Annotated in this window: 28 protein-coding genes; 4 read left to right on the top strand and 24 right to left on the bottom strand. The window is 68.3% G+C overall.

All coding sequences use genetic code 11. The features are described from left to right. Positions 1–23: 23 nt before the first annotated feature. The 11 genes from hisIE to hisS form a co-directional block, all read right to left on the bottom strand. Positions 24–644, bottom strand: a complete 621-nt coding sequence (gene hisIE, locus VN11_RS09770) for a bifunctional phosphoribosyl-AMP cyclohydrolase/phosphoribosyl-ATP diphosphatase HisIE (protein WP_053449601.1) — start codon at positions 642–644, stop codon at positions 24–26. Beyond that, positions 634–1,410, bottom strand: coding sequence for an imidazole glycerol phosphate synthase subunit HisF (gene hisF, locus VN11_RS09765; protein WP_053449600.1), 777 nt, complete (start codon positions 1,408–1,410; stop codon positions 634–636). The genes hisIE and hisF overlap by 11 nt, the downstream gene beginning before the upstream one ends. Beyond that, complete coding sequence (gene hisA, locus VN11_RS09760) at positions 1,404–2,138, bottom strand: 1-(5-phosphoribosyl)-5-[(5-phosphoribosylamino)methylideneamino]imidazole-4-carboxamide isomerase (RefSeq protein WP_053449599.1); 735 nt, start codon at positions 2,136–2,138, stop codon at positions 1,404–1,406. The genes hisF and hisA overlap by 7 nt, the downstream gene beginning before the upstream one ends. After that, complete coding sequence (hisH, locus tag VN11_RS09755) at positions 2,135–2,737, bottom strand: imidazole glycerol phosphate synthase subunit HisH (protein WP_008268504.1); 603 nt, start codon at positions 2,735–2,737, stop codon at positions 2,135–2,137. Before hisH ends, hisA begins: the two co-directional genes overlap by 4 nt. Further along, positions 2,734–3,807 carry a bifunctional histidinol-phosphatase/imidazoleglycerol-phosphate dehydratase HisB gene (gene hisB, locus VN11_RS09750; protein WP_053449598.1) on the bottom strand — a complete coding sequence of 358 codons (1,074 nt, stop codon included), beginning with the start codon at positions 3,805–3,807 and terminating at the stop codon, positions 2,734–2,736. Before hisB ends, hisH begins: the two co-directional genes overlap by 4 nt. Continuing rightward, positions 3,804–4,895, bottom strand: a complete 1,092-nt coding sequence (hisC, locus tag VN11_RS09745) for a histidinol-phosphate transaminase (RefSeq protein WP_053449597.1) — start codon at positions 4,893–4,895, stop codon at positions 3,804–3,806. The genes hisB and hisC overlap by 4 nt, the downstream gene beginning before the upstream one ends. Further along, positions 4,892–6,187, bottom strand: a complete 1,296-nt coding sequence (gene hisD, locus VN11_RS09740; RefSeq protein ID WP_053449596.1) for a histidinol dehydrogenase — start codon at positions 6,185–6,187, stop codon at positions 4,892–4,894. The genes hisC and hisD overlap by 4 nt, the downstream gene beginning before the upstream one ends. Beyond that, positions 6,184–7,095 carry an ATP phosphoribosyltransferase gene (hisG, locus tag VN11_RS09735; protein ID WP_053449595.1) on the bottom strand — a complete coding sequence of 304 codons (912 nt, stop codon included), beginning with the start codon at positions 7,093–7,095 and terminating at the stop codon, positions 6,184–6,186. Before hisG ends, hisD begins: the two co-directional genes overlap by 4 nt. Before the next feature lie 34 nt (positions 7,096–7,129). Next, positions 7,130–7,438, bottom strand: a complete 309-nt coding sequence (locus VN11_RS09730) for a YerC/YecD family TrpR-related protein (RefSeq protein WP_008267046.1) — start codon at positions 7,436–7,438, stop codon at positions 7,130–7,132. Positions 7,439–7,860: 422 nt separating this feature from the next. After that, positions 7,861–8,157, bottom strand: coding sequence for a hypothetical protein (locus tag VN11_RS09725; RefSeq protein WP_053449594.1), 297 nt, complete (start codon positions 8,155–8,157; stop codon positions 7,861–7,863). Beyond that, positions 8,154–9,551: a histidine--tRNA ligase gene (gene hisS, locus VN11_RS09720; protein WP_053449593.1), complete on the bottom strand. Its 1,398-nt coding sequence runs from the start codon at positions 9,549–9,551 to the stop codon at positions 8,154–8,156. Before hisS ends, VN11_RS09725 begins: the two co-directional genes overlap by 4 nt. A 126-nt stretch (positions 9,552–9,677) precedes the next feature. Here hisS and VN11_RS09715 point away from each other — a divergent pair, with 126 nt between their 5' ends. Next, positions 9,678–10,430, top strand: coding sequence for a Crp/Fnr family transcriptional regulator (locus VN11_RS09715; protein WP_006436589.1), 753 nt, complete (start codon positions 9,678–9,680; stop codon positions 10,428–10,430). Between the two features lie 155 nt (positions 10,431–10,585). Here VN11_RS09715 and thrC read toward each other — a convergent pair whose 3' ends face one another. Genes thrC through thrA form a run of 3 tightly spaced genes read right to left on the bottom strand, consistent with a single transcriptional unit; the run spans position 10,586 to position 15,317 of the window. Then, positions 10,586–11,872, bottom strand: coding sequence for a threonine synthase (gene thrC / locus VN11_RS09710; RefSeq protein WP_053449592.1), 1,287 nt, complete (start codon positions 11,870–11,872; stop codon positions 10,586–10,588). A gap of 29 nt (positions 11,873–11,901) precedes the next feature. After that, entirely contained in the window at positions 11,902–12,816 is a 915-nt protein-coding gene (locus VN11_RS09705) for a homoserine kinase (protein WP_053449591.1), read from the bottom strand. Then, positions 12,813–15,317, bottom strand: coding sequence for a bifunctional aspartate kinase/homoserine dehydrogenase I (thrA, locus tag VN11_RS09700; RefSeq protein ID WP_053449590.1), 2,505 nt, complete (start codon positions 15,315–15,317; stop codon positions 12,813–12,815). Before thrA ends, VN11_RS09705 begins: the two co-directional genes overlap by 4 nt. Positions 15,318–15,344: 27 nt before the next feature. Here thrA and VN11_RS22515 point away from each other — a divergent pair, with 27 nt between their 5' ends. Then, positions 15,345–15,665, top strand: coding sequence for a hypothetical protein (locus tag VN11_RS22515; RefSeq protein WP_187299804.1), 321 nt, complete (start codon positions 15,345–15,347; stop codon positions 15,663–15,665). A 9-nt stretch (positions 15,666–15,674) separates the two neighbouring features. On the opposite strand, the gene VN11_RS09695 is transcribed toward VN11_RS22515, so the two are convergent. After that, positions 15,675–16,625 carry a DMT family transporter gene (locus tag VN11_RS09695; protein WP_053449589.1) on the bottom strand — a complete coding sequence of 317 codons (951 nt, stop codon included), beginning with the start codon at positions 16,623–16,625 and terminating at the stop codon, positions 15,675–15,677. A gap of 158 nt (positions 16,626–16,783) precedes the next feature. Then, positions 16,784–17,482 (bottom strand): helix-turn-helix domain-containing protein, encoded by a 699-nt coding sequence (locus VN11_RS09690; RefSeq protein WP_049457207.1) that lies wholly within the window; start codon positions 17,480–17,482, stop codon positions 16,784–16,786. Positions 17,483–17,563: 81 nt separating this feature from the next. Here VN11_RS09690 and VN11_RS09685 point away from each other — a divergent pair, with 81 nt between their 5' ends. Then, positions 17,564–18,346 carry a DUF6491 family protein gene (locus VN11_RS09685; RefSeq protein WP_053449588.1) on the top strand — a complete coding sequence of 261 codons (783 nt, stop codon included), beginning with the start codon at positions 17,564–17,566 and terminating at the stop codon, positions 18,344–18,346. Here VN11_RS09685 and VN11_RS09680 read toward each other — a convergent pair. From VN11_RS09680 to VN11_RS09670, 3 genes are all read right to left on the bottom strand, one after another. After that, on the bottom strand, positions 18,343–19,395 hold the full coding sequence (locus VN11_RS09680) for a linear amide C-N hydrolase (RefSeq protein WP_053449587.1): 1,053 nt from the start codon (positions 19,393–19,395) through the stop codon (positions 18,343–18,345). The genes VN11_RS09685 and VN11_RS09680 overlap by 4 nt on opposite strands. Before the next feature lie 67 nt (positions 19,396–19,462). Then, positions 19,463–19,876 (bottom strand): DUF6691 family protein, encoded by a 414-nt coding sequence (locus VN11_RS09675; RefSeq protein WP_053449586.1) that lies wholly within the window; start codon positions 19,874–19,876, stop codon positions 19,463–19,465. Continuing rightward, positions 19,873–20,310, bottom strand: coding sequence for a YeeE/YedE family protein (locus VN11_RS09670; RefSeq protein WP_053449585.1), 438 nt, complete (start codon positions 20,308–20,310; stop codon positions 19,873–19,875). The genes VN11_RS09675 and VN11_RS09670 overlap by 4 nt, the downstream gene beginning before the upstream one ends. An 85-nt stretch (positions 20,311–20,395) precedes the next feature. Here VN11_RS09670 and VN11_RS09665 point away from each other — a divergent pair, with 85 nt between their 5' ends. Next, positions 20,396–20,716 carry an ArsR/SmtB family transcription factor gene (locus tag VN11_RS09665; protein ID WP_053449584.1) on the top strand — a complete coding sequence of 107 codons (321 nt, stop codon included), beginning with the start codon at positions 20,396–20,398 and terminating at the stop codon, positions 20,714–20,716. A 3-nt stretch (positions 20,717–20,719) separates the two neighbouring features. On the opposite strand, the gene VN11_RS09660 is transcribed toward VN11_RS09665, so the two are convergent. The 5 genes from VN11_RS09660 to VN11_RS09640 all read right to left on the bottom strand — a co-directional run bounded on the left by VN11_RS09660 (position 20,720) and on the right by VN11_RS09640 (position 26,871). Beyond that, positions 20,720–21,148 carry a BLUF domain-containing protein gene (locus tag VN11_RS09660; protein ID WP_006436202.1) on the bottom strand — a complete coding sequence of 143 codons (429 nt, stop codon included), beginning with the start codon at positions 21,146–21,148 and terminating at the stop codon, positions 20,720–20,722. Positions 21,149–21,231: 83 nt separating this feature from the next. Next, positions 21,232–22,365, bottom strand: a complete 1,134-nt coding sequence (locus VN11_RS09655; protein WP_053449583.1) for a hybrid sensor histidine kinase/response regulator — start codon at positions 22,363–22,365, stop codon at positions 21,232–21,234. Next, positions 22,362–22,937 (bottom strand): chemotaxis protein CheB, encoded by a 576-nt coding sequence (locus VN11_RS09650; protein WP_053449582.1) that lies wholly within the window; start codon positions 22,935–22,937, stop codon positions 22,362–22,364. The genes VN11_RS09655 and VN11_RS09650 overlap by 4 nt, the downstream gene beginning before the upstream one ends. Further along, on the bottom strand, positions 22,937–23,761 hold the full coding sequence (locus VN11_RS09645) for a CheR family methyltransferase (RefSeq protein ID WP_053449581.1): 825 nt from the start codon (positions 23,759–23,761) through the stop codon (positions 22,937–22,939). The genes VN11_RS09650 and VN11_RS09645 overlap by 1 nt, the downstream gene beginning before the upstream one ends. After that, positions 23,758–26,871 (bottom strand): response regulator, encoded by a 3,114-nt coding sequence (locus VN11_RS09640; RefSeq protein ID WP_053449580.1) that lies wholly within the window; start codon positions 26,869–26,871, stop codon positions 23,758–23,760. Before VN11_RS09640 ends, VN11_RS09645 begins: the two co-directional genes overlap by 4 nt. Positions 26,872–26,971: the final 100 nt, after the last annotated feature.

The following is a 26,971-nucleotide window of genomic DNA, read 5'->3' as shown; positions in this document are numbered from 1 at the left end:
GACCGTTGGTCCGCACGCCTTCCTCAACGATGGCGCTTTTCCAGCACCGCCCGCGCATCGTCCAGCGACAGCCCGCGCGCGCGCAGCAGTACCAGCAGGTGATACAGCAGATCCGAGGCCTCGCCCAACAACGCCTCATCATCCTGCGCCACCGCCGCCAGTGCGGTTTCCACGCCCTCCTCGCCCACCTTCTGTGCGATACGGCGGATGCCGCCCTCGAACAGGCTGGTCGTGTAGCTGCCCGGCGGGCGCTGCGCCTCGCGCATCGCCACCAGCTGGCCCAGCCCGCCCAGGAAGTCCTTCGGCGCCTGGTCGAAACAGCTTTCGGCACCGGTATGGCAGGTCGGTCCCGCCGGACGTGCCATCACCAGCAGCGTATCGGCGTCGCAGTCGACACGGATCGACTGCACCACCAGCACGTTGCCGGACTGCTCGCCCTTGGTCCACAAGCGCTGCTTGCTGCGGCTGAAAAAGGTCATGTGACCGATCGCCAGCGTGGCCGCCAGCGATTCGGCGCTCACATAGCCCAGCATCAGTACCTGCAGGGTATCGGCATCCTGCACCACCGCCGGCAGCAGGCCCTCGCCCTTGCGCCAGTCCAGCGCCTGCAAGGCGTCCGGTGACGGCCTTACTTCAATAGACATCCCGCACCTCGATCTGCTGTCCGCGCAGGTAGCGCTTCAATTCCGGAATGGCGATGGCGCCGCTGTGGAACACACTGGCAGCCAAAGCGCCGTCGACGTCGGCCTGGTCGAAGGCCTCGGCGAAATGCTCCATCGCACCGGCACCCCCGGAGGCGATCAGCGGCACCTGGCACAGGGCCCGTGCCTGCTGCAGCTGGGCGATATCGTAGCCACGGCGCACGCCATCGCTGTCCATGCAGTTCAGCACGATTTCGCCGGCCCCTCGCTGCTGCGCCTCCACGATCCAGTCCAGGGTGCGCACCGGCACCGCCTGGGTCTTGTCCGGGTCGCCGCTGAAACGGCGCACCCGCCACTGGCCGTCAGCTTCGCGTACCGAGTCGACACCAACCACTACGCACTGTACGCCGAACTCGTCCGCCAGCTCGGTGATCAGCTGCGGTCGGCCCAGCGCCGGCGAGTTGATCGACACCTTGTCGGCGCCGGCGAACAGCACGCGGCGCGCGGTTTCCACGCTGTCGATGCCACCGGCCACGCAGAACGGAATGTCGATCAGGCGCGCGATGCGCTCGATCCAGGCCACGTCCACCGAACGTGCCTCGGGGCTGGCGCCGATGTCATAGAACACCAGCTCGTCGGCGCCCTGGTCGCGGTAGCGCTGTGCCAGCTCGGCGATGTCGCCCATGTCGACGTGATCGCGGAAGCGCACGCCCTTGACCACGCGCCCATCGCGCACATCCAGGCAGGGAATGATGCGGCGGCTCAACATGCCAGCGCCTCCGCCAGGTCCATGCGCTGCTCCAGCAAGGCCTTGCCGAGGATGGCGCCGCCGCAGCCGGCATCACGCGCCTCGCCGACATCGGCTACGTCACGGATGCCGCCTGACGCCTGCACGGCCACGCCCGGCAATAGCGCCGAGAGGTGCGCGTACAGCCCGATGTTCGGCCCGGCCAGCATGCCGTCGCGGGCGATATCGGTGCACAGCAGGTGGCGCATGCCGGCACGCGCGTAGCGCAGGGCCAGGTCATCCAGCGTCACCCCCGCGTTCTCGGTCCAGCCGTGCACCGGCAGCTGCCACTGGCCCTGTGCATTCTGCCGCGCGTCCAGCGCAATGGTGATGCGTTCGGCGCCGAACTCATCGAGCCATCCGACCACCTCATCGGGGCGGCGCACCGCCAGCGAACCGACCACCACGCGACCGGCGCCGGCATCAAGAATGCGTGCCACGTCGTCGCGGCCACGCACGCCACCGCCGGTCTGCACCTGCAGCGTCGTCTGCGCGCGGATCGCCGCCAGCAACGCTGCCAGGGTGTAGCCACCGGCACGCGCCGCATCCAGGTCAACCAGGTGCATCCACTGCGCGCCCTGCGCGGCGAAGGCCTGCGCGCGCGGCAATGGATCATCGCCATACGAGGTCTCCTGCGCGTAGTCGCCCTGGCGCAGCCGCACCACGCGGCCATCACGGATGTCCAGCGCTGGGTAGACGATGAAGCTCATGCAGCAGTGCCCTCGAGGAAGTTGCGCAGCATCAGTGAACCGGTTTCGCCCGAGCGCTCGGGATGGAACTGCGCGCCGTAATAGCGCCCCTGCTCCACCACGGCCGTGAACAGGCCCCCGTGGTCGCAGGCGGCGACGGTGTGGGTGTTGAGTGGCGCGGCATAGCTGTGCACGAAGTAGGCGCTGGCGCGCTCCGGTACGCCCTGCAGCAGCAGCGATTCGCGCAGCGGCAGCAGGCGGTTCCAGCCCATGTGCGGCACGCGGATGCCGCAGGCTGGCACCAGCTTGCGCACTACCCCGGGAATCAGCCCCAGTGTCTCCACGCCCGCTTCCTCGGAACGCTCGAACAGCAGCTGCATGCCCAGGCAGATGCCCATCAGCGGCACCTCCAGTCGCTGCAACGGCTCCACCAGCCCCTGCGCATGCAGGCGCTGCATGCCCGGGCCTGCGGCACCCACGCCCGGCAGAATCACCCGCTGCGCGCCGACCAGGCCGTCCGCATCACGCACCAGCCGTACCGTCGCCCCCAGGCGCTCGAGCGCATAGCGCACCGAGCCCAGGTTGGCGCCGCCGGCATCGATCAGCGCGACGTCGCTCACAACGCCCCCTTGGTGCTCGGCAACGCCGTACCCTGGCGGGCCAGTGCCGGGCGCAACGCGCGCGCCAGGGCCTTGAAGCAGGCCTCCACTTTGTGGTGATCGTTGTCGCCGCGCACCTGCAGGTTGAGGTTCAGGCCACTGGCATCGCACAGCGAGCGGAAGAAATGCGGTACCAGCTCGGTTGGCATGTCGCCCACCCGCTCGCGCTTGAATTCGCCCTCGAACACGAAGTACGGGCGTCCGCTGAAATCCAGCGCGGCGCTGGCCAGCGTTTCATCCATCGGCAGAGTGAAGCCGTAGCGGCCAATGCCGCGTTTGTCGCCCAGTGCTTCGCGCAGCGCCTGCCCCAGGGCAAGACCCGTGTCTTCGATGGTGTGGTGCTCGTCGATGTGCAGGTCGCCCTCGGCCTGGATGTCCAGCGCGAAGCCACCGTGCTTTCCGATCTGTTCGAGCATGTGGTCGAAGAACGGCAGGCCGGTGGCGACGCGCGCATCACCGGCACGGTCCAGATCGAGTTCAACGCGGATCTTCGTCTCTTTGGTGTTGCGCTGGACCACTGCGGTACGCGGTGCGTCGGCCAGGGCGTGGGCGATGCCCGGCCAGTCCCACTCACCACCAAATTGTTCGGTGCGCAGCTGGAAGCCACGGATGTTCAGGTTGTCGGCGAACTGCAGGTCGGTGATGCGATCGCCGACCATGCCCGAACGCGCCCAATCGATGCTGCGGTCCTGCAGGTAAGCCGTCATCAGGCCGATGCCCGGCTTGCGGGTCGGCGCATTGTCCTGCGGCCAGCTGCAGTCGATCAGGACGTCACGGAAGGTGATGCCCTGGCTTTCGAAGATCTGCAGCATCAGGTCGTTGGGACCCTCGAAGCTGGCACGCGGATAGCTCTCGCTGCCCAGGCCATCCTGGTTGGTGACGATCACGAACTGGTAGCCGGCGTCGCGCAGCTTCAGCAGCGCCGGAATCACCTGCGGCACGAAGCGCAGCTTCTCGTAGGCGTCGATCTGGAAGTCGGCCGGCTCCTCGATGAGGGTGCCGTCGCGGTCGATGAACAGGATCGGGGTCATGCCGCGGCCCTCCGCGCCGACAGGGCCGCAAGCACGCGGTCATTGTCTTCGGGGCTGCCGATGCTGATGCGCAGCGCGTCGCCCAGCTGCGGCGCGGCGCGCTGGTCACGCACCACCACCCCGGCTTCCAGCAACGTGTCGAATGCGGCCTGCGCGTCGGCGAAGCGGACCAGCAGGTAGTTGCCGGCCGAGCGGTAAACACGGCGCACGCCGGGTAGACCTGGCAAGGCGGCAAACAGGCGCTTACGCTCGCCGATGACCGTGGCCACGCGCTCGGCGGTGCGCGCCAGAGCAGCCGGTTGCAGGGCCTGCACGGCCAGTTCCGCACATGGGGTCGGCACCGGGTACGGCGCCTGGCAACGGCGCAGCACGGCGATCAGATCCGGTGCGGCAATGAGGGCTCCGACGCGCGCCGCAGCCAGTGCATGCGCCTTGGACAACGTGCGCAGCACCGCCAGGTTGGCATGCGCGGCCAACAGCGTAGTCGCAGATGCACGCTGCGCGTACTCGACGTAGGCCTCGTCCACGACCACCAGCGCTTGCCCACGGAGTGCAGTCGCCACGCGCTCGATCTCGGCCAGGCTCATATCGCTGCCAGCCGGGTTGGAGGGCGCACACAGGAAGACCAGCCTGGCGCTCTGCTCCCGTGCCGTGCGGATGACCGCATCGAGATCGGCGCGCAAGCCATCCTCGCCATCGACCAGCGGCACATCAATCAACGGCGCACCCTGCAGTCGCGCGCAGACGGCATACATGCCGAACACCGGCGAGGTCACCAGCACGCCATCGCGACCCGGCACGCACAGGGCGCGCACCAGCAGATCGATGGCTTCGTCACTGCCACGGCCGACCAGCAGCTGCTGCGGCGTCACGCCGTACAGCGCTGCCAGGCCCTCACGCAGCGCCAACGGCTGCGGTTCCGGATAGCGCCGGCTGCTGCCTGCGGCATCGGCCGGATTGGCCCAGGCCGATTCGTTGGCGTTCAACCAGACCTCACCCTGCACCGCCGCGCTGCGCGCCGAGCTGTAGCCGGCGAAGGCCTGCAGATCCGGGCGCACCAGCGCCAGCACATCGTCAATGGCGCTCATGCCGCCACCTCCATGCGCAGCGCCACCGCACGCTCATGCGCATCCAGTCCTTCGGCACGGGCGATGATGCGCGCGCAGCCACCAATCGCTGCCAGGCCGTCGGCGCTGGCACTCTGCACGCTGATCAGGTTCTGGAAGCTGGCCACGCTGACACCACTGTAGGCACGCGCGGCACCGGCGGTAGGCAGCACGTGGTTGGTACCACTGCAGTAGTCGCCCAGTGCTTCCGGGGTGTAGTCGCCGAGGAACACCGAGCCGGCGGCCTGCACCTGGCCCAGCCAGTCGCGCGGTTCGCGCAGGGCCAGGATCAGGTGCTCGGGCGCATAGCGGTTGCTGATCGCAAAGGCCTCGTCCAACGTCTCGACCTGGATCAGCCGCGACGCCGACAATGCCTGGCGCGCGATCTGCTGCCGCGGCAGCAATGCCACCTGGCGCTCTACTTCCGCCTCAACCGCGGCCAGCATCGCCGCGTCATCGGTCAGCAGCAGCACCTGCGAATCCGGGCCGTGCTCGGCCTGCGACAACAGATCGGCAGCGACGAACGCTGGGGTGGCGCCGGCATCGGCAATCACCAGCACTTCCGACGGGCCCGCCGGCATGTCGATGGCGGCGGCGCCGCCCTGCGCGACCTGCTGCTTGGCTTCGGTGACGAAGCTGTTACCCGGCCCGAACAGCTTGTCGCAGGCCGGGATGGTGGCGGTGCCATAGGCCATCGCGGCGATCGCCTGCGCGCCGCCGAGCTTGAACACGCGCTGCACGCCGGTCAGGCGGGCGGCTACCAGCACCGCCGGATCGGCGCTGCCATCGGCACGCGGCGGCGTGCACAGCACCACCTGCGGGCACCCGGCCAGCTGTGCCGGCACGCCCAGCATCAGTGCCGTGGACGGCAGCGGCGCGCTGCCTGCCGGCACATACAGGCCGACGCGGCCGATCGGCCGCAGCATGCGTTCACAGACCACGCCCGGCGCGGTTTCAACTGCATAGCCTTTACCCATGCCGGCGGCGTGGAAGCGCGCGATGCGCTCGGCGGCATCCACCATCGCCTGGCGCAGTTCGGCCGGCACGGCGGCTTCGGCAGCAGCGAATTCGGCCTCGCTCACTTCAAAGGAAGGCAGCTCGACACCATCGAAGCGTGCGGTGATCGCGCGCAGCGCATCGTCACCCTGCGCGCGCACCTGTCCGATCAGCGCAGCCACCGCCTCGCGGGTCTGCTGCGCCACGGTCTGCACCGGGCGCGTCAATGCCACGCTGCGGGCGGGCTCATCAAGTCGGGACCAGATCAGACGGTTCATGCCAGCGAACGCTCCACGCTCAGTACCATCAGGCCCTTCGCACCGGCGCGCTCGAGTTCTTCCATGCGCTGCCAGCTCAACGGGCCCGGGCACATGGTCTGCAGGCGCAGCGCGCCGCCATCGGCCGGCAGCCGCACCAGCGGCTCGGCATCGGCCAGCAGCTGCGCCAGCGCGTCAACGCGGTCCTCGCTGGCGCGGAACATCAGCAGCTTGCGGTCCTGGCGCTGCACCACGCCGTCGAGGCGGCGCAGCAGCATCGCGCGCAGCGAGGCGCGCGCATCGTCCGGCTCGCGCACCGCACCGGCCAGCACCGCTTCGCTGTCGAGCAGGTTGTGCACCGGGGTCAACTGGTTCGCGCGCAGCGTGGCGCCGCTGGACACCAGATCGCAGATCAGGTCGGCGGTGCCCAGGCGCGGAGCGATTTCCACCGAACCGGACAGCTCGACCACCTGTGCGTCCACGCCCTGCTCGGCCAGCCACTGCGTGAGGATGGCCGGATAGCTGGTGGCGATGCGGGTACCGGCCAGCTGCGCCGGACCCTGCCACTGCCATTCCTCGGGCACCGCCAGCATCAGCCGGCACTGGCCAAAGCCCAGCCCACGCAGCGCCTGGTAGGCGTCGGGCAGGCCGATCTGGCGGCGTGCCGCGGCCTGCTCGTCCAGCTCGTTGCGGCCGACGATGCCGAGGTCGCAGACGCCATCGGCGATCAGGCCGGGGATGTCGTCGTCACGCACCAGCAGCAGGTCCACCGGCAGCGATTCTCCGTAGCAGAACAGCTTGTCGCGGCTCTCGCGCCAGCTCAGGCCGCAGGCGCTGAGCAGGTTGCGGGCGGGTTCGGCCAGCCGGCCACTCTTCTGGATGGCGATACGCAACCGGTCTCGTGCCGGCGCTGTCTGGGTTGCACTCATGGGGGAAGTCTCGAAGGTCGGAACGGGGCGCGGATCAGCGCGAAGCAAGGCGGTCGATGGCGGCGGCATAGCCTCGATGGCCATGTTCGAGCGTGCGCGCCACGCGCCCGGTGGTGGTCACGCTGACGCCGGTGCGCTCGTGGATCTCGCGATATGGCACGCCCTGCTGCAGCAACGGCACCACTTTCCATCGATCGGCCATGGCTTCCAGCTCGGCCGGGGTACACAGGTCACGCAGGAAGGCCTCGACCTGTTCCGGCTCGCGCAGCGCGGCAAAGGCCTGGGCCAGGGCCTGCAGGTCGGCCTTCGGGTCTTTGGCGGCAATCTCGGGGCGGGCTTTCACGGGGTCGTTTCCATGCATCAATGTAATAGCGCGTTAGTACATTAACGCATTCTTGCGCAGTGCGTCAAATCGTGGATTGGGGGCATGGCAGGGCTCCCGCCCTGCACCCGCAGAGGCCTGAGCAACGGCAAAAGCCGGGCTACTGAAAGCCGGGCTACTGAGGGTTGGCGGGCTGGGTCCGGTGGCAGGGGACGCCGTGAACCCGTCCATGGGGGCTTGGTCGCGGCATCCATGCCGCTCACACCCCTGCCACCGGACCCACCCCGCCTTCGACAGTTTCCCGCGATCTTTCAGAACGGCGTGGGTCGGATCGAAACGGGCTTTTGTAGAGTCGAGCCATGCTCGACTGCTGTTTGCCCTGAAACGCAGAACGCCCACCAAAGGGCGGGCGTTCCTCTTTTAAATCAGCAATTTGGAAACAATCAGGGCGAACAGCGGATCTCCGCCTGCAGCGCGCCGCGCCGCAGGCACTCGCCGAACAGGCTGCCCTGCCGGCTCGGCAGGGGCTGGATGTTCTCCAGCTCACCTGCGCCCGTCCGGCACTTCCGCGAGGCCAGGGCCCGCAGGTCCTCCTCCAGCTGCGCGCGATCGATCACATGGCAACGATCGACCTGCAACCGGTACTGCGCCTTCCCGATCCGGGCGCTGTGCAGCGCCGGATCACTCTGGCAACCCGCCAGCAGGAGCGCGCTCAACGCTCCTGCGGCGGCTCGCTTCATGCCATCGCCTTCGACTGCTCCAGCTCCACCTGCAGCGTGCTGGCCAGCTCGTCGCGCGACACTTCGAACTGCTGCTCACGCAGCAGGTCCTTCACCGCCACCACGCCGCGGGCCAGCTCGTCCTCGCCCGCCAGCACCACGAAGCGGATGCCGGCCTTGGCCGCGTACTGGAACTGCTTGCCGATCTTCTTCGGCTCCATCTGCACTTCGGTGTTGATGCCACCGGCACGCAGGCGGCGGGCGATATCCAGCGACTGCGGCATGCCCTGCTCGTCCATCAGCGCGACCAGCGCCTGCACGCTGCTGCCTTCGATGCCATCGATCAGGCCAGCCTCGCGCAGCTGCCAGAACAGGCGCGACAGGCCGATGGAGATGCCCACGCCCGGCAGCTTGGACTTGCTGTAGTGGCTGGCCAGGTCTTCGTAACGGCCGCCCGAGCAGATCGAGCCGATCTGCGGGTGGTCGGTCAGCGTGGTCTCGTAGACGGTGCCGGTGTAGTAATCCAGGCCGCGGGCGATGGAGAAATTCAGGCAGTACGCGGATTCCGGCACGCCCAGCGCCTGCACCAGCTGCAGCACTTCGCGCAGCTCGGCCACGCCGGTACGCAGGGTTTCCGACGAAGCCGCACCGGCCTCCAGCGCGGCCAGCTGCGCGAGCGCATCGGCATGGCCCTGCGAACGTACGGCGACGAAGGCCAGGATCTTCTCAACCTGCTCGGCCGGAATGCCGAAGTCCTCGCCCACCAGCGTCTCGCGCACGTAGTCGGCGCCACGCTTGTCCAGCTTGTCCACTTCGCGCAGCACCGCCAGCTGGCGTTCGCCCTCGGCCACGCCCAGGCTCTCGAAGAAACCGCGCATCAGCTTGCGGTTGTTCAGCTGGATGCTGAAGTCACCGATGCGCAGTTCCGAGAACACCGCATGGATGACCGCCAGCACTTCGGCGTCGTAACGCACGCTCAGGCTGTCCTTGCCGATCACGTCGATGTCGCACTGGTAGAACTCACGGAAACGGCCACGCTGGGCGCGCTCGCCGCGATAGACGCGCTGCATCTGGTAGCGGCGGAACGGGAACGTCAGTTCATGCTCGTGCTCGGCGACATAGCGCGCCAGCGGCACGGTGAGGTCGAAGCGCAGCGCCATTTCCGGCAGCGAGCGGTCGCCCGATTCGGCGGCATTGGCCAGCGCACCGGTGGACTGCACGAAGTACACCTGACGCTCGGTCTCGCCACCGGACTTGGTCAGCAGCACGTCGGACAGCTCGAACACCGGCGTCTCCACCGGCAGGAACCCGAAGCGCTCGTAGTTGCGGCGGATCACGTCCAGCATGCGCTGGAACGCAATCTGCTCGCGCGGCAGCAGTTCAAGGGTGCCGGGCGGGGTACGGGGCTTGATCACGGGCGGAACTCCTGCTGGAACGGGACGTGGGAGGGGGCGACATTCTAGCGCCCCCGCCTCGGGCAGGGTCGAACGGCCGCTTGAAGTATCATAAGGCCCTCCCCGACCGCGATACGCCCCCGCAACATGTCACGGCCTTCCGGCGCTCCGCCCGCCAACAACGATCCCGCCTCGCCGTCCTGCCCCACGCTGGACTGCCTGCACTGCTCGGTTCGCCACCTGGCGGTGTGCTCGGCGCTGTCGCCCGATGAAGTGCAGGCGTTGGAACAGGTCACTGTTTCACAGCAGGTCAGCATGGGCAGCACATTGGCCCGCACCGGTGAAGAGCGTGACCATGTCTATACATTGACCGCCGGGGCGCTGCGCCTGGTGCGCACCCTGGCCGATGGCCGCCGCCAGATCAATGGTTTCGTGCTGCCCGGGGACTACCTCGGCCTCAGCAGCAGCGATCATCACCGCTACGACATCGAGGCGATCGCCGACAGCCGCGTGTGCCGCGTCGCACTGCCGCAGATGAAGGTGTTGCGCAGCCGTTTCCCTCACCTGGAGCGCAAGCTGCTGCAGCGCGCCTGCCAGGAGCTGGATGCCGCGCAGGACGCCGCATTGGCACTGGCGCGCCTGCAGCCGGCCGAGAAGCTGGCCGACTTCCTGCTGCGCCTGGCCGCGCGCGAGGCCCGCCTCGGCGGCGACGGCCTGCGAGTGTCGCTGCCGATGGGCCGCGGCGACATCGCCGACCATCTCGGCCTGACCATGGAAACAGTCAGCCGCACCTTCACCAAGTTGCGCCAGCAGGGCCTGATCGCCCTGCCCCACCTGAATGTGGTGGAGATCCTCGACGAGGACGGGCTGCGCGAGCTGGCCGGTGAAGGGTTGATCTGACCGCATCGCGGTTCATGGGATTGCCGGCCAGCGGCCGGCACTACCCCTGCCGCATCCATCCGGCCGTGCCGACCGCTGGCCGGCAACCGTGCCCAATCCGCGCTGCATCCCTCTGGTAGTGCCGGCCGCTGGCCGGCAACCGTGCCCCTCTCCGGTCAGCGCAGCAGCACTTCGCGCAGCGCGGCATAGTCAGCCGCGAGCGGTTCAGCCTGCGCCGGCCGCTGCAACAGCGCATCCAGTGCCGGCGGCACCGCCACCGAGGCGCCGATCAACGGCTCGACCACCGCCTCGAACTTGGCCGGATGCGCCGTGGCCACCACCGCCCAGTCGCCCTTGGCGCCGCGTGCACGCAGGTCCTGCAGGACCTTGACCGCCGTGGCGGTATGCGGGCAGAACAGCTCGCCGCTGCTGGCGTGCGCCGCAGCAATGGTGGCGCGGATGGTGACGTCATCCACCGCAAATGCACGGAAGGCTGCGCGCAGTTCGGCATCGTCGCCGTGGTAGAGCCAGCGCAGGCGCTCGAAGTTGCTCGGCGCGCCCACGTCCATCGCATTGGCTACCGTCGCCACGCTGGATTGCGGCTGGTAGTCACCGCCATTGAAGTACGCCGGCAGCACCGCATTGGCATTGGTGGCCAGCACGATCTGCCCGATCGGTACACCCAGTGCGCGCGCCAGCACCGCGGCCATCGCGTTGCCGAGGTTGCCGGTCGGCACCACCAGGTTGAGCCGGCGACGGGTTTCGGCGTGATGGGTCAGTGCCGCATGCGCGTAGTAGCTCATCTGCGGCAGCAGGCGACCCAGGCTGATGCTGTTGGCCGAGCTCAACGGCACCTGCACCTGCAGTTCGCGGTCGGCCAGCGCCTGCTTGACCATCGCCTGGCAATCGTCGAAGGCACCGGCCACCCGCAGGGCCTGGATGTTGTCGCCGAAACAGCCGAGCTGGTGCGCCTGCCGTGGCGACACGCGGCCATCCGGATACAGCACCACCACGCGCACGCCGGGTTGGCGATGGAACGCCGCTGCCACCGCTGCACCGGTATCACCGGATGTGGCAACGACAATCGTCAGGTCGCGGCCCTTGCCCGCCTGCAGCCGCGACAGCGTACCGGCGAGGAAGCGCGCACCGATGTCCTTGAACGCCGCCGTCGGCCCATGGAACAGCTCCAGCACGTGGTCACCGCCGCCGAGCGGGCGCAGCGGCACCGGGAAGTCGAAGGCCTCGCGGCAGATCGCCGGAAGCGCAGCCTCAAGTGCATCGCCAGCAAAGAACGGCGCAAGCAGATCGGCGGCGGTATCGGCCAGGGTCGCCCCAGCCTGCAGTTCGCGGGCGGGCGGCAGAAGCTCGGGAACGTACAGCCCGCCATCGGGCGCCAATCCTGCGGCGATCGCCGCGCTGAGGCCAACGGCCGGGGACTGGCCGCGGGTCGAAACGAAGTGCATGGGTTCGATATCCAGTAGTAGGGAGGAATTCAGCACAGGCGGGCTCCCGGCGCATCCAGCGGCGACACCCAGGCATCACTGTCGAAGCCGGCAGCCGCGAACGCGGCCTGCACGGGCGCCACGGCGGCGCGGGCCTGGTCAGCATCCTCGAACCAGGCGAACACGCTGGGGCCGGCACCAGAGATGCCAGCACCCATCGCATCGGCCGACAGCGCTGCATCGCGCGCGGCCTCGAAACCGGCGATCAGGCCCGCCCGGCGCGGCTCCACCAGCACGTCGCGCAACCCGGCGCGGACCAGCCCGGCATCGCTGCGATGGCAACCGCTGAGGACGAGCGCGAGGTTCGCGCTCTGCGCGACGAATTCGCCCAGCGCGTAACTGCCCTGCAATGCCTGGCGCGCGCGCCGGGTTTCCAGCACCGCGTGCGGATGCACCAGCAGGCTGTGCCAGCTGGCAGGCACCGGGATCGGCAGCAGGCGATCAGCCGTGCACAATGCCAGCCCCCCCAGCAGCAGCGGACCGACGTTGTCACCGTGGCGGCCGCCACTGGCCACCGCCTCGCCATCCAGCGCATGCGGGTACAACGCTTCGCGTGGCAGCGGCGCATCCAGCAGCGCATTGGCCGCGACCAGCGCCGCAACACTCGACGCCGCCGAGCCGCCCATGCCGGAGCCGAACGGAATGCCCTTGTCGATCTCGACGGCGAAACCGAAGTCCAGGCCCAGCCGTTCGCGCAGCGACATCAACGCAGCACCCGCCGTGTTCCCGGCCGCGTCCAGCGGCAGTTCGACCGTGCTGCCACGGATCGCCTCGATGCGCACCACCGGTTCGTCGATCCGGCGCACGCTTACGGTATCGCCGACCCCGGCGATGGCATGACCGAGAATGTCGAATCCCACTGCCACGTTGGCCACCGAGGCGGGCGCGTACGCACGTGCGATCACAGGCGCGCTCCTTCACCCGCGGCCACGCGCAGCAGATCGGCGAACACGCCGGCCGCGGTGACTTCCGGGCCAGCCCCCGGCCCCTGCACCACGAGTGGATTGTCGCAGTAGCGGCGGGTGCGGAACTGCACCACGTTGTCGGTCAGCCGCAGGTTGGCGAAGGCGTGGTCGGCCGGCAGCTCCTGCAGGCCCACCGAGGCACCGTCGGCGCCGAGCTTGGCGACATAGCGCAGCACGGCGCCACGCGCGCGTGCCTCCTGCAGCCGCTGCAGCAGGCTGGCATCGGACTCGCCCAGCCTTGCCATGAACGCATCCACGCTGCCGTCGCGCAGCAGGGCCGGCACCAGGCTTTCCACCTGCACCTGCTCCAGGCTGAGCGCGTGGCCGGCCTCGCGGGCGAGGATCACCAGTTTGCGCGCCACGTCCACGCCGGACAGATCATCGCGCGGGTCCGGTTCGGTGTAACCCATCGACCGTGCCTGCGCGACCAGCGCCGAGAACGGCTGGCTGCCATCGAAGCGGTTGAACAACCAGGCCAGCGTGCCAGAGAAGATGCCTTCGATCGCCAGCACCTCGTCACCGGTATCGACCAGGTCGCGCAGCGTGGTGATGACCGGCAGGCCCGCACCCACCGTGGCCTCGTAACGGAAACGCGCGCCACTGGCCGCCGCTGCGGCACGGATGCGCTGGTAGCGCGGCAGCGGCCCTGCACCGGCCTGCTTGTTCGGCGTGACCACATGGATGCCGGCGGCCAGCCAGCCCTCGTAGCGCTCGGCCACCTCGGCACTGCCACTGCAGTCGATCACCACCGCATGCGGCAGGTGCGCAGCCAGCAGATGCTCGGTGAAGCGACCCAGGTCGCTGGACTCGCCGGCTTCCTGCAATGCCTGGCGCCAATCGGCATGCAGGCCGTCCACTTCCAGGCGCATGCGCGAACGCGAGGCCAGCGCACGCAGGCGCAGGTCGACATTGGCCTTGGCCAGCAACTGCGGGCGCGCGGCCAGCAGCTGGTCCAGCAGCGCGGCACCGACATTGCCCGGCCCGATCACTCCCACCGCGAAGGTCTGCGGCGACAGCCAGAAGCCGGCATGTGCGGCGCGCAGCGCGCGGGTGGCATCGGCACTGTCCACCGCCACCGAGATGTTGCGTTCGGACGAGCCCTGCGCGATCGCCAGGATGTTCACCTGCGCACGGCCCAGCGCCTCGAACAGGCGCGCCGCCACACCGGGCTGGCCGGCCATGCCGTCACCGACCGCGGCCAGCACGCTGACCCCCTCGCTGACCTGCACGCGCTGCACCTGGCCCACCGACAACTCATGCGCGAACACATGCAGCAGGGCGTCGCGACCGCGCGCAGCTTCGGCGGCACGCACCACGCAGCAGATTGAATGTTCCGACGAACCCTGCGAGATCATCACCACCGATACCTGCGCCTGGCGCAGGGCGGCGAACACGCGCTCGGCGGTACCCGGCACGCCAATCAGGCCGGTGCCTTCCAGGTTCAGCAGGGCCAGCCCGGGGCTCAGGGTCAGGCCCTTCACCGGCCCGCGCGGCGAGCGCTCGGCGCTGATGCGCGTACCCGGATGCGCCGGCTGGAAGGTGTTGCGGATGAAGATCGGCAGCCCGAGGCGGATGGCCGGTGACATCGTCTGCGGATGCACCACCTTGGCGCCGAAATAGGCCAGTTCGCAGGCCTCGTCATAGCTCAGCGACTCAAGCTGCACCGCTTCGGGCACCAGCCGTGGGTCGGCCGACAGCACGCCATCGACGTCGGTCCAGATGTGCAGTTCATCGGCGTTGAACAGCGCGGCGAAGATCGCGCCGGAATAGTCGCTGCCGTTGCGGCCGAGCGTGGTGATGCGGTCATGGCGGTCACGCGCCACGAAACCGGTGGCGACCAGGCGCAGTTGTGGATGCTGCAGGCGCCATTTGGCCAGGCGGTCCGCACTGGCCTCCCAGTCGACATCCACGCCCAGTTCGCCATGCCCGACCACCAGCACGTCACGCGCGTCGAGCACCGCGCAGTCTTCGCCGCGCGCACGCAGATGCGTGCCCAGCAGCTGCGCGGAGAACACTTCACCCAGGCCCTGCACGCGATCGAGCACTTCACGGGGCAGCTCGCCGATCACTGCCAGCGCGGCCAGTACCTCGGCCAGCTGCTCGAAGCGCGTGTCGATCCATTCGACGGTCTCGCCCACCTGCTCGCCCAGCAGCGCCACGGCAGCGCCACGATGGCGCGCGCGCAGCGCATGCCAGGCCTCGCGCCAGCCTTCGTCACCCTTGGCGGCCAGCTGGGCCAGCTCGATCAGCGCATCGGTGACACCCTTCATCGCCGAGACGACGGTGACCTGCAGCGATTCGGGGCGGGCCAGCAGCAGGCCGGCAACATGGCGGTAGCGTTCGGCGTCGGCTACCGAGGTGCCACCGAACTTGTGCACGACGATGGACGGCGCAGCCAGGTCGGCCGGGGCAACGGAATGGGCGGGGGCGTGGGAAGACATGCAGACCTCGGTAGGAGGCCCCGTCGCATGCAGGTGTCGAGTTTCCCCGCCACCTGTATGGTGCGGGGCCGTGGTTTTCGGGAGTTACACGAAGACGACGGGCCGCACCAGGGCAGTGGTGACGGTGGTGGTGGTAATGGTGGTGGTGGCGACCGGCGCAGTCGAACGGCCCGCGGTGGCGGGGGCGTTCAGGCTGGCGTGGGCGGCATCAAGGACCATGGCGCACAGAAAACACCGCGCGCCCTGCCGCTGTCAAGTGCTGCGATGCAAAAAAACGCTGCCGCGATCATCGGCCAACGTGCCGACATTTGGTTGCATCTGAGACAAAGTAGCCATCAGCACGCTTGACGGCCGCATTCAGCCGGCATGTTCGGCGATCGCCCGCGGTGCGCGATGGGCATGCGCGCACAGCATCACCCCGGCCACCAGGAACACGATCGCCAGCGCCTCCAGCAGTGAGGGCCAGCGCTGTTGCCAGGCAAAGGCATAGAGCAGCGCGAACAGCGTCTCGAACACGATCATCTGGCCGGTGAGGGTCAATGGCAGCAGGCGGCTGGCGCGGTTCCAGAACGCGTTGCCAAGGATCGAGGCAACCACCGCCACGCCGGCGCTGATCGCCCAGAAGCCGCCCCACTGTGCCGGCGTGTGGCTGCCGGTGTGGCCGATGAAGGCCATCGGCACCAGCAGCAGGGCCAGGCCACCGGTGGTGACGCCCGTCAGCAGCGACCAGTCGTGGCTGGACAGATCGGGCCGCCGCGCCAGCCAGCGGCTGTTGCCGATCGAGTACAGCGCCCACGAGAACAACGCACCGAACGCGCACAACAGGCCGATCAGGCGCTGCCGCCAGGGTGTCGCCAGGTGTTCGGACATCAGCGCTTCCCAACCGACCAGCGCTACACCGAGCACGCACAGGCCCAGTGCCGGCAACAGCTGCTTCAGCGGCACCGCGCCTTTCTCGCGCACGCCCACCAGCGTCACCACCACCGGGATCAGGCCGACGATGAGCGAGGCCGCCGCGCCGCCTGCCCACTGTACGGCGGTCGCCAGCAGCAGGAAGTAGACCAGGTTGCCGGCCAGGCTGAGCCACAGCAGGCCCAACCATTCGGCGCGCCCCAACTGTGGCGCCAGCCGCTTCCAGCGTGGCAGCAGCAGGGCTACGGCGATCAGGCCATAGACCAGGTAGCGACCGGCGGACAGTTGCAGGGCATTGAACGACTGCAGCACGGCGGGGGCGAGGAAGACCACGCCCCATAGCGCGCCAGCGGCAACGCCATTGGCGATGCCCCGGGCCATCGGGTTGTTGCGCATTGGAATTCTTCGTGGGGGAAGAGGCCGCGCAGTGTAGTCGGTGGGCGGCGGAGCCCTCTTGACCCAGGCTACTGCCCTGCTGCTTTTGTAGCGTCGGGCCATGCTCGACTGCTTTTGCACCGGCTATCGCGCGAACGGCAGCCGGGCATGGCTCGACGCTACAGCCCTGCGCTCCTGCGCCACGCGGCCGGGGTCTGCCCACACTCGCGGCGCAGCGCACGGGTCAGTGCGCTCTGCTCGGAATAGCCTGCAGACAGCGCGATGTCACTGATCGGCGCGGTGCTGGTGCGCAGCTGGTGCTTGGCCCAGCGCAACCGGCTGGCGCTGAGCCAGGCTTGCGGGCTGAGCCCGAATTCACGCTGGAACAGCGCGTGCAGGCGGCTCTCGCTGACCCCAACGAACGCCGCCATGCGGGCCACCGGCCACGCCTGGCCCGGGTCGGCCTGCACTGCCGCACACAGCCCCTGCATGCGAGCGCCACTGCCGGCCGGTGCGAACGCCTGCAGCAACTGCGGAAGCAGGGCTGGCATCGGCCGGCCGGCCTGCACATCGGCCAGGCACCGGCGCAGCGCCAGCGGCAGGTGCAACCAGCGCTGGCGGCACAGATGCTCCTGGGTGCCGTCATCCAGCACGCCCGGCGCGCAGTCGACGATCACGAAACCGTTCGGGCCATCGGCCATCTGGTCATGGGCCTCGCCGGCAGCCACGAAAGCGCCCTGCAGCAGGTCCAGGCGGCCACCACGCCCTTCCATCTCGAACTGCAGTTCGCCCTGCAGCGGCAACACCCACTGCGCGTAGTCATGGCGGTCCAGGCCGGTGGCCTGGCCGTAGTGCCGCAGGTGGAAGATCGCGCCCATCCGGGCAGTGTGCGCGTGTAACACAGGCCGTGCAAACCGCTGCTATAGTCGGGCCGTCAACCCACGCAGGGAGTGCAGGTCATGACCCATCAGCACGCGTATTTGCTGCTCGCCGCCAGCCTCGGCCTGGCCCTCGCCGCTACCGCTTCCGCCCAGGAGCGCACGCCGCCGGCCCCGCACTGCATGGACGCGGTCGGCGTACAGGAGGTCGAGCAGGCCTCACCGCGCTCGATCGCGCTGCGCTCCGCCTCCGGCCAGGCCTATCGGATCGACTTCAACGAAGACTGCCCCGGCGTTCGCGGTGCCACCACGCTGAAACTGGAGGCACCTGCCGGCTGGGCCTGCGGTCGTCCCAGCGAGCGGGTGGTGGTGGACGGCCACAGCTGCGCCGTCAGTGCGGTTACGCCAGTGCAGAACCGTGATTACGCCAGCGTTGCGCGCGACAGTGATCGCCTGCGCACCGCCACGCTGCCAGCCCTGACCATCCGCGAGCGAAAGGAAGTCCGCCGCGGTTTCGGCGGCTCGCCCTCGTACTGCTTCGCCACCCGCAATGTGCGTGGCTGGTCGTCCGACACGCAGGGCATGCTGGTGGAAACCAATCCACGGCGCAGCGGCGGCCATCGCTTCTACCGGGTCGAACTGGGCAGCCACTGCCTCCAGCTCGACCGGTCGCCGGAGTTGAGCTTCCAGTCGGGCATGCAGAATGGTCTGATCTGCGGCAACCCGGGCGATCGGGTGGTCACCGCCGATTTCGCCAGCTACGACGAGCGCAGCGACGAACTGGCGCCGCTGCCCCGCTTCAGCCGCCGCGGTGCCTGCACCATCCAGGCGGTGTACCCGGCCTCCAGCCAGGCGTCGAACTAACCGTCGACGCCGAGGAAGGTGAACGGCGCGCTGGGCACGAAGTGGCCCAGCGCATCGCCGGCGAAGGTATTGCGCTGGTCCTTGCCAAGGTCGAGCTTGAGCACCGGGCCACCGAAATCGACCTTGTTCAGATCGACCCAGAACGTGTTCGGGGTCAACGCCGACTCGAAGAAGTACAGCCGCCGCTTGTGGTCGGCCACGGTACGCCAGCGCGTGGAGGAGATGTTCGGCTCGCCCGGCGTGGTGATGCCGTACGGCACCGAGGCGTTGCGGATCACACTGAACACACTGGCCAGTGCCTCCACCGGATCTTCCGCCTTGGGAATGGCGTTGATGTAGAACGAGGCGCGGGCGAAGCGATCGGAAGAGCGGTTCGTGCCCGGCAGCATCACCGTGCCACCAATCTGCTGCCAATAGGTGTTGAGCGCCAGCTGCTGGTCGAAGATCGGCGAGTTGGTCATCACCTGGTAGCGCCGGTCATGGTGGATGACCTGGCGGCCGCCGATGTACTCGACGATGGCACTGTCACCCGTGGCATCGGACAGCGACAGATGCAGCGTCGCTTGGCGGTCCTCGCCAGGCACCTTGTCGGTGACGATCGAGTACGGCTCACGCTTCAAGGCAGCCACCGCCTCGTCCACCGTCGCAAAATTGTCGAGCACATACTGCGCCCACAGCGAGATCGCCAGGCCCGGCTTGTTGCCGCGCTGTTGCGGGTACTCCGATTCGACCAGCCACAGCAGGTTGGCGACCAGGCCCTTTTCGTTCATGCCGTCGGTGGTCGACACGTCGTAGCCGGTGGCCACCACGCTGCCGTAGCGGGCAGTCCAGGCCAGCGACTTCGGGCCAGCCTGCCCGGTGCGTGCGATGCCACGCGGCAGCACGTAGAGATTGGTGGCGACATCCACCTTCCAGTCCATCGAACGCGCGGTGATCACATCACCGTTGTCGCCCAGGTACACCGCGCGCGTGCAGGCCAGCGCCGGTGCGATCGCGGACGCCAGCGCCATGGCCAGCATCGCCCTTCCCTTCCACTTCATCCGTGCCATGTCACTGCGCTCCGTTCCCCGTGGTCCATGGATCTGACCCGATCGATCGTGACACAGGGGTGAAGCCTCAACGCACGAGGCGATCGTGCAGCCAGAAGCCCAGCACCATCGCCGGCACGAACCACAGCGCTTCACGCGATGCCACGGCAAGTCCGGCGATGGCCGGCCCCGGGCAATAGCCAGCCCATCCCCAGCCGATGCCGAACAGTGCCGCGCCCAGCAGCAGGCGAGCATCCACATCGTGTGCCGTCGGCAGCTGGAAGCGAAGGGCAAACCAGGGCTGCGCGCGACGCAGCACCCAACGCTGGCCGATTGCACTGACCAGCAGCGCCGAGCCCAGCACCCACATCAACGTGGGATCGAACGCGCCACGGATGTCGAGGAAGCCGAGCACGCGGCGTGCATCGGTCATTCCGGAAAGCGCCAGCCCGGCGCCGAACAATGCGCCCGCCACAGCGGCAGCCCAGAGGGCGCGGCTCACAACGGGGCTCCGCCGTGACGAACCACGAACGTGGTCAGCATCGCGCAGGCCATGAACACCAGCACCGCCAGCAGCGACCGTTTCGAACCGCGAGCCATGCCGCATACGCCGTGGCCACTGGTGCAGCCACTGCCCAGGCGGGTGCCGAAACCGACCAGCAGGCCGGCGCCGATCAGCTGCCAGGCGGGCAAGGCATCGCGCAGCAGTACACGTGGAGCGCTGCCGGGCACCGACTGCCACCACAGCACCAGCCCTGCCGCTGCCAGCAGGCCCATGAGGAAGGCCCAGCGCCAGCCACGCTCGCCTCTACCTGCGCGCAGGCTGCCCGCAGCGATCCCGCTGATGCCCGCAACGCGCCCGGTGGCAGCCAGCAACCACACGGCAGCCATACCGATCAACACACCGCCCGCCAGCGCGCTCCATGGCAGGTTCATGCCCCGCCTTCCTTGATGCCATGCATGGATTGCCCTCGAATTTAGATTTCTCTAAATTAGACGCCTCTAAACAAAAAGGTCAACCATGACCCACCCGCCGCTCGACACTGCCACGATGGCCGAGCACGCCACGCAGGCGGCCGCGCTGCTCAAGAGCCTGGCCCACCCTGCCCGGCTGCAGGTGCTGTGCCGGCTGGTCGAGGGTGAGGCGCCGGTGCCGGAACTGCAGGCACTGACCGGCCTCAGCGCTTCGGCGCTGTCCCAGCACCTGGCGGTGCTGCGCGGAATGCAGATCGTGGCAACCCGGCGCGAGGCGCAGGCAATCCACTACCGCATGCAGGAAGGCCCGGCGCTGGGGGTGCTGCAGGCGCTGTACACCGCCTATTGCGGAGGCGGCGTGCGCTGAATCTCAACCGGCGTGCAGTGCCGGCTGCACCACCGCATCCAGCAGGTCGACCGGGGTCGGTGCCGAACGATCTCCTTCCAGGGTCCGGCTGAAACCGGACCAGTCGCTGCTCGAAAGCTGCCGCAGCAGCGCGGCCTCCACCGGCAACGCGCGCATCGACCAGTACGGAAACTGGCGCTGGCCCAGGCGGCCGCGCGCCAGCTCGATGATGTCGATGTGGCTGCCCGCCTGCAGGATGCGCTCATACACCGAATCGATCCCGTCTGGCGGACCTTCGATGTACTGCAGGAAGCGATCACCGTCATGCAGCAGCACGCCGGTCACGCCCGCCATCTTGTTGAAACGCGCGGCATCCTCGACCAGCGCCTGCAGCCGCTCAACGGAGAGCTCCGGCAGCGCCCGGCTGACGTAGGCGATGGCGCGAAGTGGCATGGTGCTTCCTTGGCAGGGTGTGAACGCACGGTAGCAGTTGCGGACGAGTCCGTCTCATTGCGGGCGCGCGTTGCCTGAAGAATTCAGCTTGCGACGACGCCGGTACCGTCCCACCGGCGCGGGAGCCTCGCTTCGAACACCACCTGCCCCGCCTCGTTGCGCGCACCGATATGGCCGCCATGGGCCCGGACGAACTGATCGACGATGTACAGGCCCAGGCCCAGGCCCTTGCTCTGGTGGAAGCTGGCCTTGAACGGCTCGAACAGGCGCGGCAACAGCGCGTCATCGATGTGGCCGGTGTTGCTGACCCGCATCACCACCGTGCGCACATCGCGCCCATCCAGCTGCACCAGGGCCTCGCAGCCATGCGTCAGCGCGTTGCCGATCAGGTTGGCGGCGATCTGCCCCAGCCGGTCCATGTCACCCTGCAGGCGGGTATCGCCGATGGCGTCGAAACGGATGCGCTCATGACCGTGCGCGCTGCCCGCCTCGGCAATCACCGCATGGGTGACCTCGGCCAGGTCGCAGGCACTGGTCTCAAGGCGCAGGCCACCACTGCGGATACGCGAGAAATCCAGCAGCTGCTCCACCATCCGCGCCATGCGCAGCGTGCTGGCCTCGAGGTGCTGCAGCGTCTGCTGTGCCCCCGCGTTGTCCTCGGGAAGCTCCAGCGCCAGCTTGTCGGCACAGAGCAGGATCGCCGACAGCGGCGTGCGCAGATCGTGGGTCAGCACCGCGGCCATCGTCTCATTGAGCTTGAGCGCACGCTCCAGCGCTTCATTGCGCGCCTTCAGCAGCTGCCGTTGCTGGTACAGCTCGATGAAGACATTGACCTTGCTCAGGATCACCTGTGGCGCCACCGGCTTGTGCAGGAAGTCCACCGCACCGGTTTCGTAGCCCTTGAACGCACGCACCGGATCGTCCGGCGAGGCGGTCAGGAAGATGATCGGCACCGTGCGGCTGCGGTGCGAGCCGCGCATCAGCTCGGCCAGGGTAAAGCCATCGATCTCCGGCATGTGCACGTCCAGCAGGGCCAGCGCGACCTCATGCTCAAGCAGCAGCTCGAGGGCCTGCGCACCCGAGCCCGCCAGCAACAGGTTCACACCCTCGCGCTGCAGCAGGGCCTGCATGGCTACCAGGTTCTGCGGCACGTCATCGACGATCAGCAGGTTGACCGGGGTCTGCGACTGCGCAGGGTCCGGTGGCAGCAGGTTCATGCAAACAACTCCTTCAGGCGACGACACATCAATTCAAGGGGCAGCACGGCGTCGGCGCCGGCGTGCTGCAGGGCGGAGGCCGGCATCATCGATGCTTCGGCCTCCTCGGGGCATTGCAGCCAGGCACGGCCGCCCGCGGCGCGCACCGCGGCAACACCTTCGCTGCCGTCGCTGCTGGCACCGGTCAGCAACAGTGCCAGTACCTGCGCACCGAACACGGCAGCCGCGGATTCAAACAGGGGATCGATGGCCGGACGCGAGAACAACACCGGCGCGTCGACCGACAGCGCCACCGTACCGGGGTCTTCCACCAGCAGGTGGTAGTCCGGCGGTGCGAAGGTCACGGTACCCGGCTGCAGCGGCTGCTTGTCCTCCGCTTCGCGCACCGGCAGCACGCAGTACGGCGCCAGCACCTCGGCAATACGGCTGGAGCGATCGCGTGGCAGGTGCAGCACGGCCAGCACTGGCGCGGGCAACCTGGCCGGAAGCGCCCCGAGCACGGCCTGCAGCGCCGCAACGCCTCCCGCCGACGCTCCCACCACCACCACCGCAGGGCGAGCCTGCACCACCATCAGGCCACCTTCCGGTACAGGCGGTGTTCGCGCGAGCAGACGTCGAAGGCATCGTGGTGATGCCCGAACTGCAGCGATTCCTTGCTGCCCAGGCCGAGGAAACCACGGTGCACCAGCGCCTCGAGGAACAACCCGACCGCCCGGTCCTGCAGGTCGCGGTTGAAGTAGATCAGCACGTTCCGGCACGACACCAGGTGCACTTCGGAAAACACGGTGTCGGTGGCCAGGCTATGGTCGGCGAACACCACGTTGCGGCGCAGCTGGCGGTCGAACACCGCGCCATCGTAGGCGGTGGCGTAATAGTCCGACAGCGATGCCGTGCCGCCCGCCGCCAGGTAGTTGCGGCTGAACTGCGCCATGCGGTCGATGCCATACGCACCGGCTTCGGCGGTGGCCAGTGCCGCCGGATTGATGTCGGTGGCATAGACGATGCTGCGCTCAAGCAGGCCTTCCTCGTGCAGCAGGATCGCCAGCGACCACACTTCCTCGCCGGTACTGCACCCGGCCACCCACAGCTTCACCGAGGGATAGGTGCGCAGCACCGGTACCACCTGTTCGCGCAGCTCGCGGAAATAGGCCGGGTCACGGAACATCTCCGAGACCTGCACGGTGAAGAACTGCATGGCCTGGGCGAACAGCTCCGGCTCGTGCAGCAGGCGGTGCTGCAGATCGACCAGGCGATCACACTCGTAGCGCTGCATGGCCTGGCGCATGCGACGGCGCAGCGACGACACCGCGTAGCTGCGGAAATCATAGTGGTAGCGCTGGTACAGCGCCTCCAGCAGGATTTTCAGCTCCAGGTCGAACAGCGCATGCTCGTTCATTGCCGCGAGCACCAGACGCGGCACAGCGAGACCAGCTTGTCGACGTCGATGGGTTTGGCGATGTAATCGTTGGCACCGGCCTGCAGGCAGCGCTCGCGGTCGTCCGGCATCGCCTTGGCGGTCAGCGCGATGATCGGCAGGTCCTGCAGGTGGCGCTGCGCACGGATCTCGCGCATCGCCGCCAGGCCGTCCTTCTCCGGCATCATGATGTCCATCAGCACCAGGTCAACCTCGCGCTCGGCCAGGCGATCCACCGCCTCCTGGCCATTGCGCGCGATCTCCAGGCTCACGCCCAGCGGCTCAAGCACGCTGGACAGGGCAAAGATGTTGCGCACATCGTCCTCGGCCAGCAGCACGGTGCGGCCATCAAGCACGGTATCGCGGCGCCGTGCTTCGCGCAGCAGGCGCTGCTGGTCGGTCGGCAGGCTGGCCTCGACGCTGTGCAGGAACAGGGTCACTTCGTCCAGCAGGCGTTCCGGCGAACGTGCACCCTTGATGATGATGCTCTTCGAATAGCGGCGCAGGCGCTGCTCTTCCTCGCGGTTGAGCGCGCGGCCGGTGTAGACGATCACCGGCGGGAAGCCGACATCGTCGTTGCCGGCCATGTGCTCCAGCAGGTCGTAGCCGCTGCCATCGGGCAGCGACAGATCCATCACCATGCAATCGAAGGTGACGGTGCTGAGCTGTTCCAGCGCGCCGGCCAGAGTACCGACCGCGATGATCTGCAGCTGCTCGCGGCCGAGCAGCAGTTCCAGGTTGTGGCGCAGCTCGCTGTCGTCTTCGACGATCAGCAGGCGCCGCACATCGCGCTGGCTGGTCTGCTCCAGCTGCTCGATGGCCGCCACCAGCCGCTCGCGCGTGGTCGGCTTGATCGCAAAACCAATCGCACCCAGCTCACGCGCCACCTGGCCGCGGTCCATCGCCGAGACCACGTGGACCGGAATATGGCGTGTGTCGGGATTGCGCTTCAAGCGTTCCAGAACACTGAGGCCGGACACATCAGGCAGGCCGATATCGAGCAGGATGCCGTTGGGGCGCAGTTCCGCAGCCAGCGACAAGGCTTCCTCGGCCGTGGTCGCGACCACGCAGTCGAAATCCAGCTCGTGGGCCAGCACCACCAGCGCTTCGGCGAAGGTGGCGTCGTCCTCGACCGCCAGGATCAAGCGCCCGGCGCGCTGGCGGCGGCCGCGGTCATCGGCCACATTGGCGATGGCCGGCGCTGCCGCCGGGGCGACCGCAGGCGCGGCAACCGTGCGTGCGGCGACCGCTGCCACGGGCTGCGGCGAAGCCGCGGTGGACACCGGGGCCGGCACTTCAGCCGACGCCGCTACCGGCGCGCCCTGCAGCGGCAGCTCCAGGATGAAGCAGCTGCCGCGGCCCGGCTCGCTGTCGACGTGGATGCTACCGCCCATGCGCTCGGCAAGATCGCGCGAGATCGACAGGCCCAGGCCGGTGCCGCCGTAACGGCGGCGGGTACTGCCATCGGCCTGGCGGAATGCTTCGAAGATGACCTGCAGCTGCTCGCGGGCAATGCCGATGCCGGTATCGGCGACTTCGAAGCGGATGCGGCCACTGCCCGCAGCACGAACGTGCAGGCTGACCTTGCCGTGCTCGGTGAACTTCAGCGCATTGGCCAGCAGGTTCTTCAGGATCTGCTGCAGGCGCTGGCTGTCGGCCACCAGCTGGCTCGGCGCCAGCGCATCGGCCTCGATCTGCAGGGCCAGGCCCTTCTGCCGTGCCATTGGCTCGAAGGTCTCGCGCAGGCGCTGCACGACGCTGTCCACCACTACCACTTCGTCGGCCAGCTCGACGTGGCCGGCCTCGATGCGCGACAGATCCAGGATGTCGTTGATCAGCGCCAGCAGGTCATTGTTGGACGACAGGATGGCGCGCGCATATTTCACCTGCTCGTCGGTCAGGGTGCCGTCCTTGTTGTCGGCCAGCAGCTTGGCCAGGATCAGCGAGCTGTTCAGCGGAGTGCGCAGTTCGTGCGACATGTTGGCCAGGAACTCGGACTTGTAGCGCGAGGTGGCCGCCAGTTCGTTGCTGTTGCGCACCAGCTGGCCCTGCGCTACCAGCAGCGCCTGCTTCTGCGCCTCCAGCTCGTGGGTGCGCTCTTCCAGCTGGACGTTGCTCTGCTCCAGCTCGGCCTGTTGTTCTTCCAGGTGGCTCTGCGACTGCAGCAGGCTGCGGCTCTGCTCTTCCAGTTCCTCGTTGGCCACCCGCAGTTCTTCCTGCTGCGCCTGCAGTTCCTCACCCTGGCGCTGCGATTCCTCCAGCAGTACCACCAGCTGTGCACGCAGCAGCGATGCCCGCAGGGCCATGCCGATGGTCTCGCCGCAGCGTTCCAGCAGCTCGCGATCCAGGTCGCGCTGCCCGCCTGCCTGGGCGCGGCCCAGTTCGATGACCCCGACCACGGCGCCGTCGTTGCTGATCGGCGCCAGGATGCGCTCGCTCACCGGCAGCCGCCCCAGGCTCGTCTGCAGTTCAAGCACGGCGGCGTCACCGCCGTGCAGATGCCGGATGCGTTCATCCCGGGCCACCTGTCCGGCCACGCCTTCCTGCAATGCCAGCGACGCCGGCATGCCCGACGGCAACGCCATGCCACCGGTCAGCTGCAGGCGCCCACCTTCGATCCGGTACACCGCGCCAATGTCTGCCTGCAGCTGGCTGCCCAGCTGGGTAGCCGCCGCCTCGGCAATCTGCTCAGGCCCCAGGTCGCCACGCAGGCTCATTGCCACCGCGTTCTCTGCTTCCTGCAGCCACAGCGCGCGCATGGCCTGCCGCCGCGCTTCGATGGCGCGGGAGACGATCAACGCGATCATCAGGAACGCGCAACCGCCGATGCTGCGATTGACGAACGAGAACGACGAATTGTTGCTGGCCGGCGCCACGTTGAAGCCGATCACCAGCAGCACACAGGCGATCGCGGCAACGATGAACGGCGCGCGCACGCTGCGCTGGAACACCGTCACGCCTACCGCGAGGAAATAGGCCAGCCACACCGCATAGCCCAGCGGCACCACCAGCTCAAGGGCGATGGTGGCCGCCAGCAGTACGGCGGAGGTCATCCAGATCCAGCGGTCACGCGTGGTCGCACCAGGACGCATGCAGGTCGGTTCCAGAGGGCAAAGGGTGGGTGATGGTACTCCGTGTCGCATTCAGCCGCACAGGACCTTTGGCACGTGCCGCACCTGCACGCATCCTTCA

This window comes from Stenotrophomonas maltophilia (assembly GCF_001274595.1).
GTDB classification, from domain to species: domain Bacteria; phylum Pseudomonadota; class Gammaproteobacteria; order Xanthomonadales; family Xanthomonadaceae; genus Stenotrophomonas; species Stenotrophomonas forensis.
Note: the sequence above shows the minus strand (reverse complement) of the source record. Positions and strands in the feature narration are given on the sequence as shown.

Bases quoted from the DNA above. Each gene is read 5' to 3' on its own strand.
- hisIE (WP_053449601.1), bottom strand. From the start codon at position 644: ATGTCTATTGAAGTAAGGCCGTCACCGGACGCCTTGCAGGCGCTGGAC.
- hisF (WP_053449600.1), bottom strand. From the start codon at position 1,410: ATGTTGAGCCGCCGCATCATTCCCTGCCTGGATGTGCGCGATGGGCGC.
- hisA (WP_053449599.1), bottom strand. From the start codon at position 2,138: ATGAGCTTCATCGTCTACCCAGCGCTGGACATCCGTGATGGCCGCGTG.
- hisB (WP_053449598.1), bottom strand. From the start codon at position 3,807: ATGACCCCGATCCTGTTCATCGACCGCGACGGCACCCTCATCGAGGAG.
- hisC (WP_053449597.1), bottom strand. From the start codon at position 4,895: ATGAGCGCCATTGACGATGTGCTGGCGCTGGTGCGCCCGGATCTGCAG.
- hisD (WP_053449596.1), bottom strand. From the start codon at position 6,187: ATGAACCGTCTGATCTGGTCCCGACTTGATGAGCCCGCCCGCAGCGTG.
- hisG (WP_053449595.1), bottom strand. From the start codon at position 7,095: ATGAGTGCAACCCAGACAGCGCCGGCACGAGACCGGTTGCGTATCGCC.
- VN11_RS09725 (WP_053449594.1), bottom strand. From the start codon at position 8,157: ATGAAGCGAGCCGCCGCAGGAGCGTTGAGCGCGCTCCTGCTGGCGGGT.
- VN11_RS09715 (WP_006436589.1), top strand. From the start codon at position 9,678: ATGTCACGGCCTTCCGGCGCTCCGCCCGCCAACAACGATCCCGCCTCG.
- thrC (WP_053449592.1), bottom strand. From the start codon at position 11,872: ATGCACTTCGTTTCGACCCGCGGCCAGTCCCCGGCCGTTGGCCTCAGC.
- thrA (WP_053449590.1), bottom strand. From the start codon at position 15,317: ATGTCTTCCCACGCCCCCGCCCATTCCGTTGCCCCGGCCGACCTGGCT.
- VN11_RS22515 (WP_187299804.1), top strand. From the start codon at position 15,345: ATGCAGGTGTCGAGTTTCCCCGCCACCTGTATGGTGCGGGGCCGTGGT.
- VN11_RS09695 (WP_053449589.1), bottom strand. From the start codon at position 16,625: ATGCGCAACAACCCGATGGCCCGGGGCATCGCCAATGGCGTTGCCGCT.
- VN11_RS09690 (WP_049457207.1), bottom strand. From the start codon at position 17,482: ATGGGCGCGATCTTCCACCTGCGGCACTACGGCCAGGCCACCGGCCTG.
- VN11_RS09685 (WP_053449588.1), top strand. From the start codon at position 17,564: ATGACCCATCAGCACGCGTATTTGCTGCTCGCCGCCAGCCTCGGCCTG.
- VN11_RS09680 (WP_053449587.1), bottom strand. From the start codon at position 19,395: ATGGCACGGATGAAGTGGAAGGGAAGGGCGATGCTGGCCATGGCGCTG.
- VN11_RS09670 (WP_053449585.1), bottom strand. From the start codon at position 20,310: ATGAACCTGCCATGGAGCGCGCTGGCGGGCGGTGTGTTGATCGGTATG.
- VN11_RS09665 (WP_053449584.1), top strand. From the start codon at position 20,396: ATGACCCACCCGCCGCTCGACACTGCCACGATGGCCGAGCACGCCACG.
- VN11_RS09660 (WP_006436202.1), bottom strand. From the start codon at position 21,148: ATGCCACTTCGCGCCATCGCCTACGTCAGCCGGGCGCTGCCGGAGCTC.
- VN11_RS09655 (WP_053449583.1), bottom strand. From the start codon at position 22,365: ATGAACCTGCTGCCACCGGACCCTGCGCAGTCGCAGACCCCGGTCAAC.
- VN11_RS09650 (WP_053449582.1), bottom strand. From the start codon at position 22,937: ATGGTGGTGCAGGCTCGCCCTGCGGTGGTGGTGGTGGGAGCGTCGGCG.
- VN11_RS09645 (WP_053449581.1), bottom strand. From the start codon at position 23,761: ATGAACGAGCATGCGCTGTTCGACCTGGAGCTGAAAATCCTGCTGGAG.
- VN11_RS09640 (WP_053449580.1), bottom strand. From the start codon at position 26,871: ATGCGTCCTGGTGCGACCACGCGTGACCGCTGGATCTGGATGACCTCC.